Genomic DNA, 13047 nt, shown 5'->3' with positions numbered 1-13047 from the left:
AGACGTTTCGGAGAAACAAAACGTTTGTAGCCATCCAAACCAGACACATTCATCATAATACGTTTCGGAGAAACAAAACGTTTGTAACCATTATTCGCCAACCCAATCAAAAAATTGTTTTTTCCCAATTTCGATTCCAAAATCCTCGCACATTTTAAGAAACTCTGCTTGAAAAGTCTTTTTTTGATGATGTATTTTTTGATTCAGGATATATTGACATACTGTATTTAGTTGGGAACGACTATGCGAAAATACACCATAACCATTTTGCCAATCGAATTTATGGGGGCACAAGCCTTCCGTATTGATAAAAGTATTCGTCTGAGTCTTAATCTCTTTTACCAGATCTGAAATATTTTCTACTGGCTTCAAGCCGATAAAAAGGTGAATATGATCAGGCATACCACCGATTGCTAACATTTTATGCCCACGATTTTGCACAATTTTTGTGATGTACTTATACAATCGTTCTTCCCAAGAGGGATGAATCAATGCTTCTCGCCGCTTGGGCGAAAAAACGATATGAAGGTATATTTGTGAAAAGACATCCGCCATATTTTTCTCATTTTGATTAAAAATGTTACGCTTCTACGAAGCTTGGACGTATTTTCACATCATTTGTTACAAGTTCGACAAAGGTTTTTAGTTTTGGAGAAATAAAACGTTTAAAAAACTCACAATGGTTGCGCTTCTCCGAAGCGGGAATTGGTTTGCCTAATTTTATTTCTACAAACGTTTTGGCTTCTCCGAAGCAATTTTGATTTTGGAGAAATAAAACGTTTAAAAAACTCACAATGGTTGCGCTTCTCCGAAGCGAGAATTTATTTGCCTCATTTTTATTTCTACAAACGTTTGGGCTTCTCCGAAGCGGAAATTGGTTTGCCTAATTTTATTTCTACAAATGTTTTCGCTTCTCCGAAGCAATTTTGGTTTCGGAGAAACAAAACGTTTGTACCTACACATCTTGCCTTAGCACTTCCAAAGGAGAACGAGACAGAATGCCCCAGCTGTTGGCAAGGCCAATAAAAACTGTCAATAAAGTTACCGTTAAAAACACCACGCCAACGGGCCAAAGAACTGGATTAAAGGTCATTTCAAAACTCAACGTCGCCAGTGCCCAACTGCCTGCTACTGCCAGTAAAATTCCCGTAAAGGCGGCTAATGTCCCTAAAAAAAGATATTCTAACGCCGTGATTATCAATATTTGGCGGCGACTTGCGCCTAGCGTTCTCAACAAAATACTTTCCTGAATTCGTTGGTATTTGGAAATCAGCACCGAGGCAATCAGAACAATGAGCCCAGTTAGGATACTAAAACCAGCCATAAAACGAATGACAAAGCCAATTTTAGTTGAAATATCGTCTAAAACCGTCAATATCAAACCTAAATCAACCATCGACACATTTGGAAACTGGCGCACCATGGTTTGCTGGAACTGCGCCGAAACCGTCGTATTGGGTACGTGGGTGAGTAAAACGTGAAATTGAGGTGCTTCTTCCAACACGCCTTTAGGGAAAAGTACCAGAAAATTGGTTTGTACCCCTGCCCAGTCCACATCACGCAAACTTGCCACAACGGTAGTGAGCATCATTCCTTGCACATTGAACAAAAGCGTATCACCAATGTTGATGGTATTGCGTTCGGCGTAACCATCTTCCAACGAAATAGGTACAGGCTGGCTCACGTCTTTCGCTTCACTCACCCATTTACCCTTCACAATTTTCTCAGTCGAAATCAGCGAATCACGGAATGTTACGCGGTATTCCCGACTAAACAGCCCTCGCCAACGCTTGTTGGTTGTATCTTTCAGCGCTTCGGTAGAAGTTTGCCCGTTGAGTTGTTCCAACCGCATCGTAACAATTGGAACGTTTTGTAAAATTGGCAATTTTTGACTTTTTACCACCTCCATCACAGCCTGTTTTTGAGGCGTTTGAATATCAAAGAGTACCATATTGGGCTGATCGCCGTCAGTTGATAGCTTGATTCGGTCAAGTAACAAGTTTTGGACAAACAAAAGGGTACAAATAAACATGGTACCAAGGCCAATTGATACCATCAAAATGGCTGTTTGGTTGTTGGGACGATACAAATTGGCCAACCCCTGCCGACTCAAGTAGCTCCATGAAGAAGGAAAAAATCGGCGAACTAACCACATCAAAAGCGTAGCCATTCCAAGTAAAAGTAAAAAGGCAAAAGTAACACCCGCTGTAAATGCCACCGCATCCATCCAACGCTTCATTTGCAGCCACGTAAAGCCAAACACAAATGCCAAAATCAACGCATACACCAGCCATTTGAGTGGGTCTTTTCCCAAACCCGATTGCTCGTACGATGCCCGTAATACATTAAGAGGCGAAATTTTACGAATTGAAATCAACGACAAAAGCGCAAACAAATTGGAAATAATTACGCCTAATAGCACCCCTTGGCCGATAGCCGTAAACGAAAGTGAAGTGGCTAGTTCGAAGGGTAAAAAATCTTTGAGAACGAGGGGTAAAAATTGCTGAATCCCTGCTCCCAGCGATGCCCCCAATAGAGAACCCAACAGGCCAATCCCCGAAATTTGAATGAGGTAAATCAAAAATGCCTGCGACGCTTTTACTCCCAAGCAACGAAGAATGGCAATGGAATTGATTTTTTCACGGATATAAATGTGTATCGCACTTGCGACACCCACACACCCCAACAGCAATGCAATGAATCCCACCAAACTCAAAAATCGAGTTAAATCGCGAAACGAGCGACCTGTATCTTCTTTTTGACTTTCTACGGTTCGGAAGTTATAGTTTTCAGTTTCGAGCTTAGGTTCAATTTTCTTTACTAAAGCCTCGATATTAGTTTTTGGGTCAAATTTGTAATAGTATCGATAAACAATCCGACTCCCTTTTTGCGCCAATTTAGTTTGTCCCAAAAACGCCATCGGAATATACACCGACGGTGCGACAGTAGCCGCAATACCCGTTTGACCTGGTGCTTTTTTGAGAATTCCTGCAATTTTAAAGGTCATTTCACCCACTTTGATAGAATCTCCTACTTGGGCTTGGTATTGCAACATTAAGGTTTGGTCAACCAAAGCGGCTTGTTGGGTACGAAAGTCTTTTTCAGCAGTGAGTGGCTCCGTTTCAAGGGTACCATAGTAAGGAAAATCCCCTTCTAAAGCCCGAATTTGCGCCAAACGTGTTCCACTGTTTTTGGGAAAATAAATCATCGAAGCAAAACTCATTTCCTTCGACTTTTGCCCTTTTAGTGAGTCCATCAGGGCCTGCATTTTATCATTTGGTGGCTGATTATCGGATAATTCCAAATCTGCACCCAATAATTCAGCTGCCTGACTATCAATATTTTCCCGCAAATTATACCCCAAAGAATAAATGGCTACCAATGCCGCAATGCCCAAAACGATGGACGAAACAAACAGCAACAATCTCGAATAATTTCGCCGACTATCGCGCCAAGCCATTTTTAAAAGCCAACTTATATTATTGTTCATGCTTTGTTGAAATTTTCATCTATCCAATTCTCCAATTTTAGCCCCGCTACTCGTTCCATTTCTTTTACATTCCTTGAAACCATTACCAAATCATTGGCCACTGATGTACAAGCTATTAATAAGTCAAAATCGCTTATTGGTGTCCCTAGTTTACGAAGTTGTGTTTTTTGCGCGGCAAACTCATCAAATGCAGAACGAATTGGCAAAATCCGACCGCTAAAACCATTAACAAATAGTTCGAATTTTGCTTTGTTTTCAGCTTTTTTAGAAGATTGACTATTAGCAATCCCATACATTAACTCCAAGACAGTAATCTCAGAAAGAAAACAGTTTAATAAGCCCACTATTTTCATCCTCTCCACTACGTTACCTTCATTTTTCATAAAATGAATACAAATATTGGAGTCTAACAAATATCCTAATCTGCCCATTTTACGTCAATATTTTTAGAAATACGGGCTTTTTCAATACATTGAGCAAGTTCTTCGCTTGTCTCAGGCAAATCAAAACTTCCTGCCAGTGAAAAAAAATCAGCTTCTTTTTTAGCCTCCTCTGCATCAACTTCCTCTCTGTACTTAACATTAAGTCGTTTAGCTAAATCTATAAAAAGCTGATAGTCATCTTTATTTTGGGGTTCAATAATAAGCGTATTCATAACAAAAGTTTTTAAGCGGTTTTAAAATATCCATTAACCATTTACTTTTCCCCCTTTAATTCGGATAATATGCTGCGTTTTTGCGGCTAATTCCAAGTTGTGCGTCACCAGAATCAACGTCGTGCCTGCTTCTTTGTTGAGGTCAAACAGTAGCTTCTCGACCTTTTCACTTGTTTCGGCGTCGAGGTTGCCCGTAGGTTCATCGGCAAACAAAATTTGAGGCTGGTTAGAAAACGCCCTTGCCAACGACACCCGCTGTTGTTCGCCACCGCTGAGTTGTGTAGGGTAGTGATGCCCCCGTTCGGCCAACCCAACTTTATCCAACAAATCCATCGCCTGACTTTTAATGTTTTTCTCACCCCGAAGTTCGAGGGGAACCATGACATTTTCGAGGGCAGTTAGGGTCGGCAAGAGTTGAAAATTTTGAAAAATAAAGCCGACGTACCGATTTCGAACATCGGCGAGTTGATCTTCATTGAGGTTGTTAAGGCGGATTCCGTTTAGTTCGACACTTCCCGAAGTGGCACGATCGAGCCCCGCACACAGCCCCAACAACGTGGTTTTTCCACTCCCCGACGGGCCTACGATGGAGAGGGTAGCCCCCGCCTCTACCGAAAAATTAATATCATCAAGTACCTTGAGTTCACGGTTTCCACTGCGATATACCTTCGCTACGTGTTCAAGTTGCAGTATATTTGCCATATTATTAGGTTTCACACAACGCCACTGCTTCGTACAGTAGGAATACTTTCTTTGTCAGAAACTTATGCGGCGTTGCGTGGGTTTATGTTTCGATGGTTTCCTAATCAAAATACAATATGCTTAAAATAGTTTCGCGTTTATCACTTTATTTTTCTGCCTTAGTACTTCTGGCCTGCAACACGAGCGAGAAAACGAGCACTGAGCAATCAAAAACTACCGACACGGCGGCGGTTGCTGTTTCCCAAAAGGAAGTAAAAAACATCCTAATTTTTGGCAATAGCCTCACGGCTGGTTATGGACTCGAACCTGCACAAGCGTACCCTTCCGTTCTCCAAAACCGCATTGATTCTTTGAAATTACCCTATAAAATTGTGAATGCGGGTTTAAGCGGAGAAACCACTTCGGGCGGAAACAGTCGGTTGGATTGGGTGTTAAAAAACAAAGTCGATATTTTTATTTTAGAATTAGGAGGAAACGATGGTCTGCGCGGTATTGCTGTGACTGAAACGCGTAAAAATCTCCAAGCGATGATTGATAAAGTGAAGGCAAAATATCCAGAAGCCAAAATTATTTTGGCGGGAATGCAAGTACCTCCGAGCATGGGTAAAAAATACGGCGAAGAATTTAAAGTGATTTATCCCGAATTGGCCAAAAAAAACAACGTTGGGTTGATTCCTTTCTTACTCGAAAAAGTAGGGGGAGAAGTTAACCTTAACCAAAAAGATGGTATTCACCCCAACGAAGCTGGGGCGAAAATCGTGGCTCAGAATGTTTGGGAAGTATTGCAGCCCATGCTTACTCAAGCTGAATAGCCGCCTCGATGGTTTCAAGGATAAAATCGCACTGGTCTTGGGTCAGAATAAGCGAGGGACGAAGGGTGATTACATTGCCTTCGATGGTTTTGAAAGCCAAACCTCGTTCCATGCAGCGGTACATGATGCGTTCGGCTGCTTCGTAGGCTCGCTCTTTGGTTTTGGGGTCTTTTACTAAATCAATACCAATGTGGAAACCTCTGCCCGCGACATTCCCGATAATCGGGTATTTTTCTTGCATTTCCCGAAATGACGCCATCAAATACTCGCCTTTTTCGGCGGCATTATTTACTAAATTGTGTTCTTCGATGTACTCGATTTCGGCCAAACCCGCTGCGGCACACAACGGATTTTTTTCGTGGGTAAAATGTCCAATCGAAAGATGTTGCAAGGTATTGTAGGCTGATTTGGTAACGATTCCCGCAAATGGCAACATTCCACCTCCCAATGATTTACCCAACACCAACACGTCGGGCGTCACAAAATGCTCGCTGGCAAACATTTTACCCGTACGCCCAAAGCCTTCGATAATTTCATCAAAAACCAAGAAAATACCCTCACTATCGCACAGGTTACGTACTTCTTGCCAATAATTTTTAGAAGGAACAACAGGTGTTGAAGAAATCGGTTCGGCCACGATGGCCGCAATGTCAGGCTCGTTCCGAATGAGGAGTTTTATTTGTCGTAAATATTCTTCGTCGATGGCATCTTGGTCCGTCCAATTCCACGGATTTCGGTAATAATTGGGAAACTCAACGTGCAGCGCCCCTGGCACCATCGGGCCATTTCCTTTCGTAAAGTGTGCTTGTCCGCTTACACTTGCCGCCTGATACCCTGTTCCGTGGTAAGCATCCCAAAACGAAATTGTTTTCCATTTTCCCGTAATTTGTTTTGCCAACATCACGGCCATTTCGATGGCCTCAGAGCCGCCTGGACAAAAAAGAACTTTATCGAGCCCTGCGGGTGTAATTTCTGTTAGTTTTTTGGCCAACTGTATGGCTGGAATATTGGTATAACGGCGCGGCGTAAAAGCCAACGCTTCCTGCATCTGATGTTGAAGTGCTTCCACGACCTTGGGATTATTAAAACCCGCATTATGGACGCCATTACCGTGCATGTCTAAGTATTTTTTTCCGCTCAAATCATAAATATACGCCCCTTCCGTTCGGGATAAAACGTTCATTACGGGTGTAGAAAGCGCTTGGTGTAAAAAATATTTGGCATCTTCTTCTAGCCAAAAGTGCGTTTGTTCGTCGAGCTTTTCGTAAAACAATTGGCGTTGTTGTGAGCTGTTTATATCGCCTTGATCCTCAGAAATGGTATTTTTTGACATCTATTTAAAGGTTTGGTAAGGGTTGCATTTCCAAATATAAGCTGTTTCTTTTTGCAACATTGATTGCTTCTTTTTTATTTTACTCAGCTAAACCCGATGTTACCGCTATGCTATCTTCTACTACTCGTATATTCGACATTCTTGAGTACGCCGTTCGACCTCAAAACAAAGCCAACGTCCTAGCCTGTAAACGTAAAGGCGAATGGCTGACGTTTTCGGCCACAGATATTCTTCACCAGATTGACGAAATGAGTTTGGGGCTCATCGGCTTAGGGGTTAATGTCGGCGATCGAATTGCCATCGTTTCTGATGGTCGCCCCGAGTGGAATATTTTAGATTTTGCCATCCAACAGATAGGAGCTATTTCGGTACCCATTTATCCTACCCTCACGCTCGACGATTTTCAATTTATTTTTCATGAATCGGAAGTAAAATTTGTGTTTGTAGGCGATGCCAGCCTTTTCCGCAAACTCCTTGACATTGTTACCACTGCGCCTAGCATCGAAGAAATGTACACCTTTGATTCCGTAAAAAGTGCTAAAAATTGGCTAGACGTACAAGCCCAAGCCAACGAAGCCCACCGTAGCGAACTGAATAGACGCAAAGCCAATGTCCAACCCGACGACCTTTTGAGTATTATTTATACTTCAGGCACAACGGGCAACCCTAAAGGCGTAATGCTCAGCCACCAAAACCTCATCAGCAACGTCATTGAAGGATGTAAATTGATTGCGTTTGGGACTGAGGCGCGTGCGTTGAGTTTCTTACCCCTCAATCACGTCTTTGAACGCATGGTACAATACGTGTATTTGCGCTCGGGGATTTCAATTTACTACGCCGAAAACGTAGCCACCATTGCCGAAAATCTCAAAGAGGTACGCCCAACGGTACTTTCTACGGTGCCTCGTTTGTTGGAAAAAGTGTATGATAAAATTATCGCCAAAGGTTACGAACAACCTCGCATTCAGCGAAATATATTTCTTTGGGCGCTTGATTTAGGTTTGAAGTATGACCCAAATAACTCCATGGGATTTTTGTACAATGCTCAACTAAAGTTAGCCCGTAAACTGGTTTTCAGCAAATGGCAAGAAGGGTTAGGAGGAAAATTGGAAATGATTGTAGCAGGGGCAGCCGCCACGCCGCCACGCATTGCACGGGTGTTTTGGGCCGCAGGAATTCCCGTTTGCGAAGGATATGGTCTGACTGAAACCTCGCCTGTTATTTCGTTTAATCGGCTTTTTCCCCAGCCCGAAGTGCGCATCGGAACAGTTGGGCTTGTGATTGACGGCGTCGAAGTAAAATTGGCCGACGATGGTGAAATTTTGGTCAAGGGCCCCAATGTAATGAAAGGTTATTACTTAAAACCAGAACTCACAGCCGAAGTAATTGACGCGAACGGCTGGTTTCACACGGGTGACATTGGCGAATGGATAGATGGTCGTTTTTTAAAAATCACCGACCGTAAAAAAGAAATTTTCAAAACTTCCGCAGGAAAATACGTGGCTCCTCAAGCCGTCGAGGCCAAACTCAAAGAATCGTTTTTTGTTGAACAAGCGGTGGTAATGGGTGATGGTCAAAAATACGCCGCGGCCTTGATTGTTCCGTCGTTTGAAGCCATCAAAGAATTTTGTCGGGTCGAAAACATCACCTATACCAGCGACGAAGAAATCATCAAGAATGAAAAAGTAGTGGCCAAACTTCGCGCGGAAATTGAAAACGAAAATCGGGAATTAGCTCCATACGAACGCATCAAAAAATACCACCTATTATCAAGCCCACTTTCGGTTGAAAATGGAGAACTAACCCCCACCCTCAAACCCAAACGCCGTATAATTCAGGAAAAATACAAAGCGGAAATTGCGGGGTTGTTTGATTAGGCTATTTTAACAATCATATAAGAAACATAAGACCAGATAAGTAGCTATAAATCAATCAAATATTTCATATTCAATTGATTTCTCTGAACGACACCAACCATTTCCGAAGTGATTCAATGACTTGTTTTACGTCCAGAAGCGATAATTCGGGGCGTTTTGAGGTCGTAGGGATTTGAATAAACACGGCATTTCCCTCCCCTACTTTTGGCGTCCAGACAATTTGTCCCCGCAAAACGGCCACCCTCGATTCGATATTCCCAATGCCAAGCCCTTGCTTTGCCTTCGCATAATCAAATCCTTTGCCATCGTCAAAATAATCAAAATGAATGATATCTTCATCTTGATGCGCACGAATGGTAATCTTCTTACAATCAGCGTGTTTTAGGCTGTTGTTCATTAACTCTTGGGTGATTCGGTACAAGCCCGTTTCGATTTCGGTAGGTAAACGTTCGGGCAGCCGAGAGGCATCCATTTCTACACCTACCACGCCCGATTGACTGATTTTGCGCACCAACTCTTCAATGGCCGCTGCATAACCGTATTGTTCCAACACCCTCGGACTTAGCTCGCGCAGCATCCGTCGAATGTCCACAATGGAGTCATTGATTATCTCCAATGTTTTACTTTTTATCTCCTGACTTTCAGGCTTTTTAGACAAATATTTTGTCATCGTGGACGCATAAAGCTTGAGTGTTGCAAGTCTTGCTCCCACCTCATCGTGCAGGTCTTGGGCTATTTGCTTACGTTCTTGTTCCTGCGCATCCAAAGCAATTCGTAGTCTTTCTTGTTCTTTTTCTTTCAAACGAACAAGTCTGTTTTTCCCTGCCACAAAAGCCACATAACCGAACAAACCCGTACAAACAAAATAGAACCACCACGTTTGCCAAAACGGAGGTTGTATCCGAATAAAAAGCTTCTTTTCATCATCACTCCACAGCCCATCACGGTTGGAGGCCATCACCCGAAAAACGTATCGACCTGGTGCGAGGTTAGCATACCGCACATAATTTTTACTACCACTGCGCACCCAATCATCGTCTTGCCCCTCCAGCCTATATTTGTATGCATTTCGGCCATTACTGTAAAAATCAATGGCCGCAAATTCCAACGAAAAGGTATTTTGGGAATAGGGTAACGAAACGGCATCGGTTTCGTTGATTTGTTTTTCCAATGGATAGGCTGCTTCATTTACACTAAAATTGTACAAATGAACACTAGGCTTAAAGGATAATTTCCGCATTCGTTCGGGATAAAAACTGTTAAAACCTTTTACCCCACCAAAAAATATCTCTCCTTCACTGGTCTCCAAAAACGCATTCCCGTTATACTCGTATCCCTGAATGCCATCAGCTACATCAAAATTTCGGAACTGGTTTGTTTGTTGATCAAAGTGCGAAATACCGTGATTTGTACTGAGCCACAAGTCTCTTTTTTTGTCGATAATTATCCCATAAATATACGAATTGGCTAGGCCATTTCGGTCGTTATAAAAGCGATAAACCCTATTTTTTGGATTTAGTTCGAGCAGCCCTTTCTCCGTACCAACCCAAAGCTTTCCACGAATTGTATCTTCGCGTATCACATTGATATTGAAATACTTCATTCCATAATATACCTGCTTCCATTGGTTGTTTCGGTAACGATATCCGTACAATCCATCAAAATAAGACGACACCCAAATGGTACTATCTTTGGATTGAAACACCGAAAACACATTTCGATTTTTCAGCATGGGAGGACGTGAAAAAGTTGCCTTTTGGACATTAAAAATCCACGGGCCTTGCGGAGTACCAAGTAAAAATAAACTGTCAGAAAGTTCAGTAATGTTTCGTGTATAGTTGTTTCGAGAAGGGTTTTTGTCAAACTGAAAAAGCGTAAATTTTTCTGCCTTTGGATCAAAATACATAATGCCACCGTACGTGCCTAACCACATCCGATTATGGCTGTCGCGAAGCAACGATTTTATAAAATTTAACGAAGGAATGGTTGGCATGGCAGCCTTCGTCAGGTATCGCTTGATGATGGTGCGGTTTTTGGGTTGATATACGTTTAAACTACCTTCGGTGCCCACCCACACGTTCCCATCGGGACTTTGGGCAAAACACCGAACCGAAAAATTATCCAAACGCCTTTCATCTGGCGAATCGGGGGTATCGGTTACTTTTCGCAAAACAGAAGCATTCGGAATTACTTTTAAAAGCCCATCTGGGTCAACGTTCGCCCAAATAATTCCTCTATTGTCAACGTAAATACGGGTAATCTCGTAATTGTCTAATTTTCGGGGTGTGACCAAGGGTAACGACAAAGGTTGCAGGGTCAATTTGGCGGGATTCAAAATCCAAAAACCATTTCGTTGGGTTCCTATCCACAATTTTTTATTGATGCCCTCAGCAATGCTATACACTGCCCCAATCGGCTGTCCTTCTACCGATTTATCAAAGAATTGAAAAGTTGTATAGGTATTGTCAATACGAATGACGCCGTTTAACGACCCCAGCCAAACCGTATTTTTGGCGTCCACGTACAAACAAATGATATTAAGTGGAGTGCCGAGTTCGTTTTTGGGAGATTGGCTAAAATAATAATGGTATTTTTTTTCTTTGATATTATACCGCACTACCCCTTTGTCGCCCACCATCCAAACATCTCCCGCAGGCGTTCGCGTGGTCCAATCAATGTAGTCAAAATCCTGAGAAATAAATACCTCTGGCGCAATCACCCGATGGGTTTTGGTTTTGAAGTGATACGCCAACATCCCCTCGCCTTCTCTGATATACCAAAGCTCGTCTTGATCGGCATAAAACGGAGCGGTTCGTTTTTTGATACCCGCGTGTTTTTTGTCAACAATGAGGGTAAAATGCTCTGTCGAACGTTCATAACAATTCAACCCTTCCTCGGTACCTAGCCAAATATTGCCACGGCGATCTTCAACGATGCCCGCAATATTTACCCCATGAAGCGTGTAAGGGTTGTTGGGGTCTGGTTTATATACCTTAAACGAATGTCCATCGTAACGATTCAAACCATCTTGCGTACCAAACCACATAAACCCCCGTGAGTCTTTGAGCATGTGATACGGCGAACCTTGTGATAGCCCTTTTTCTACCCCAATATGTTCCACCCGATAATCCTGCGCAAACAAGCATCGGCTTACCAACTGAATTCCTAGAAAGAAGAGGAATAATCTGTACACTTACCTGGGAGTTTAGGCCATAACTTCCTCTGTCAAAAGGCAGAGATAGGGCAAGTTACAGAAAAATATACTTAGGAGTCAAAACACAAGCGAGTATTTTCGGACGTCACTTCCAGCAGCGCATGTCGTCCGACTACCATGGCACGGTTATCAGCGACGTGCCCGACGGGAAAATCAAAGGCGACGGGATAGTCAAATTCTTGCACGTAGTCACTGATAATTTCGAAGTGATTTTTACCAAAAGAAGCAGATTCGTTGTCTTTGAGGTCGGTAAATTGCCCCACGACGATGCCCGCCAGTTGATCTAGCTTACGCGCTCGTTTCAATTGAACCATCATACGGTCGAGGTTGTAATAGTATTCTTCTACATCTTCGATAAATAAAATTTTACCGCGTGTGTCTATCTCAGAACGTGACCCTAGCAAATGCGCTAAAAGGCATAAATTACCACCCACTACCGTTGCCGCTGCTTTGCCATTTCGGTTGTACGGATGGACAGGCACATCATACGCAAGTTGCTCTCCCCAAAGCGCTTTACGCAGCGATTCAAGCGCATTTTCAGCGCCTTCTTGGCCAAATAACTTTGGCATAGTAGCGTGCAAACTCTCAAAACCAAGGCGGTGCAAGTGGCAGTGTACGGCCGTAATATCGCTAAAACCTACCAGCCATTTGGGCGATTTTTTAAACTTTTGAAAATGGAGGGTATCAATAATTTTTGAACTACCATAACCACCTCTCGCCGAGAAAATAGCCTTTATGCTCGGGTCGTCAAGCATGTGTTGTAAGTCTTGACGTCGCTGCTCGTCGGTTCCTGCAAACTGGTTGTAATGAGAATAGAGGGTGTGACCTTCAACTACCTCAAGCTCCCAGTCTTCTCGCAAAATTCGCAACCCCTCTTCCAATGATGGGTACGACACTTTACTGGCCATTGCCACTACCCCTACTCGGTCTCCAGCTTGTAAAAATGATGGTCTTATCACGTAAA

Annotated in this window: 10 protein-coding genes; 2 read left to right on the top strand and 8 right to left on the bottom strand. The window is 42.9% G+C overall.

Annotation, left to right across the window (positions count from 1 at the left end):
* Positions 1-90: 90 nt before the first annotated feature.
* The 5 genes from tnpA to AC23N5_RS28835 form a co-directional block, all read right to left on the bottom strand.
* A complete protein-coding gene (tnpA, locus tag AC23N5_RS28855) occupies positions 91-555 on the bottom strand; it encodes an IS200/IS605 family transposase (protein ID WP_487758167.1) in 465 nt (154 codons plus the stop codon).
* Between the two features lie 400 nt (positions 556-955).
* On the bottom strand, positions 956-3490 hold the full coding sequence (locus tag AC23N5_RS28850; RefSeq protein ID WP_487758166.1) for an ABC transporter permease: 2535 nt from the start codon (positions 3488-3490) through the stop codon (positions 956-958).
* Positions 3487-3921 (bottom strand): PIN domain-containing protein, encoded by a 435-nt coding sequence (locus AC23N5_RS28845; RefSeq protein WP_487758165.1) that lies wholly within the window; start codon positions 3919-3921, stop codon positions 3487-3489. Before AC23N5_RS28845 ends, AC23N5_RS28850 begins: the two co-directional genes overlap by 4 nt.
* Complete coding sequence (locus AC23N5_RS28840; protein WP_487758164.1) at positions 3909-4145, bottom strand: hypothetical protein; 237 nt, start codon at positions 4143-4145, stop codon at positions 3909-3911. Before AC23N5_RS28840 ends, AC23N5_RS28845 begins: the two co-directional genes overlap by 13 nt.
* A gap of 33 nt (positions 4146-4178) precedes the next feature.
* Positions 4179-4847 (bottom strand): ABC transporter ATP-binding protein, encoded by a 669-nt coding sequence (locus AC23N5_RS28835; protein ID WP_487758163.1) that lies wholly within the window; start codon positions 4845-4847, stop codon positions 4179-4181.
* Positions 4848-4963: 116 nt separating this feature from the next.
* On the opposite strand from AC23N5_RS28835, the gene AC23N5_RS28830 reads away from it, so the two are divergent.
* The gene (locus AC23N5_RS28830; RefSeq protein ID WP_183979402.1) at positions 4964-5659 is read left to right on the top strand and encodes an arylesterase; all 696 of its coding nucleotides are present in this window, start codon (positions 4964-4966) and stop codon (positions 5657-5659) included.
* Here AC23N5_RS28830 and pbfA read toward each other — a convergent pair.
* Positions 5643-6992 (bottom strand): (R)-1-hydroxy-2-aminoethylphosphonate ammonia-lyase, encoded by a 1350-nt coding sequence (pbfA, locus tag AC23N5_RS28825; protein ID WP_487758162.1) that lies wholly within the window; start codon positions 6990-6992, stop codon positions 5643-5645. The two genes, AC23N5_RS28830 and pbfA, sit on opposite strands and share 17 nt — an antisense overlap.
* 107 nt (positions 6993-7099) lie before the next feature.
* Here pbfA and AC23N5_RS28820 point away from each other — a divergent pair, with 107 nt between their 5' ends.
* Positions 7100-8869: an AMP-dependent synthetase/ligase gene (locus tag AC23N5_RS28820; protein WP_487758161.1), complete on the top strand. Its 1770-nt coding sequence runs from the start codon at positions 7100-7102 to the stop codon at positions 8867-8869.
* Positions 8870-8939: 70 nt separating this feature from the next.
* Here the strand turns inward: AC23N5_RS28820 and AC23N5_RS28815 are convergent, their stop codons facing one another.
* Together AC23N5_RS28815 and AC23N5_RS28810 are read right to left on the bottom strand one after the other, a co-directional pair.
* Positions 8940-12062, bottom strand: coding sequence for a ligand-binding sensor domain-containing protein (locus tag AC23N5_RS28815; RefSeq protein ID WP_487758160.1), 3123 nt, complete (start codon positions 12060-12062; stop codon positions 8940-8942).
* A gap of 71 nt (positions 12063-12133) precedes the next feature.
* Positions 12134-13042, bottom strand: coding sequence for a S66 peptidase family protein (locus AC23N5_RS28810; protein WP_487758159.1), 909 nt, complete (start codon positions 13040-13042; stop codon positions 12134-12136).
* Between the last annotated feature and the right edge of the window lie 5 nt (positions 13043-13047).

It is taken from the genome of Runella sp. R5_40 (assembly GCF_057652295.1).
The sequence above is the reverse complement of the archived record's forward strand: the minus strand, read 5'-3'. Positions and strand labels throughout refer to the sequence as shown.

Coding starts and splice junctions, on each gene's coding strand:
- tnpA (WP_487758167.1), bottom strand. CDS start 555: ATGGCGGATGTCTTTTCACAAATATACCTTCATATCGTTTTTTCGCCC.
- AC23N5_RS28850 (WP_487758166.1), bottom strand. CDS start 3,490: ATGAACAATAATATAAGTTGGCTTTTAAAAATGGCTTGGCGCGATAGT.
- AC23N5_RS28845 (WP_487758165.1), bottom strand. CDS start 3,921: ATGGGCAGATTAGGATATTTGTTAGACTCCAATATTTGTATTCATTTT.
- AC23N5_RS28840 (WP_487758164.1), bottom strand. CDS start 4,145: ATGAATACGCTTATTATTGAACCCCAAAATAAAGATGACTATCAGCTT.
- AC23N5_RS28835 (WP_487758163.1), bottom strand. CDS start 4,847: ATGGCAAATATACTGCAACTTGAACACGTAGCGAAGGTATATCGCAGT.
- AC23N5_RS28830 (WP_183979402.1), top strand. CDS start 4,964: ATGCTTAAAATAGTTTCGCGTTTATCACTTTATTTTTCTGCCTTAGTA.
- pbfA (WP_487758162.1), bottom strand. CDS start 6,992: ATGTCAAAAAATACCATTTCTGAGGATCAAGGCGATATAAACAGCTCA.
- AC23N5_RS28820 (WP_487758161.1), top strand. CDS start 7,100: ATGCTATCTTCTACTACTCGTATATTCGACATTCTTGAGTACGCCGTT.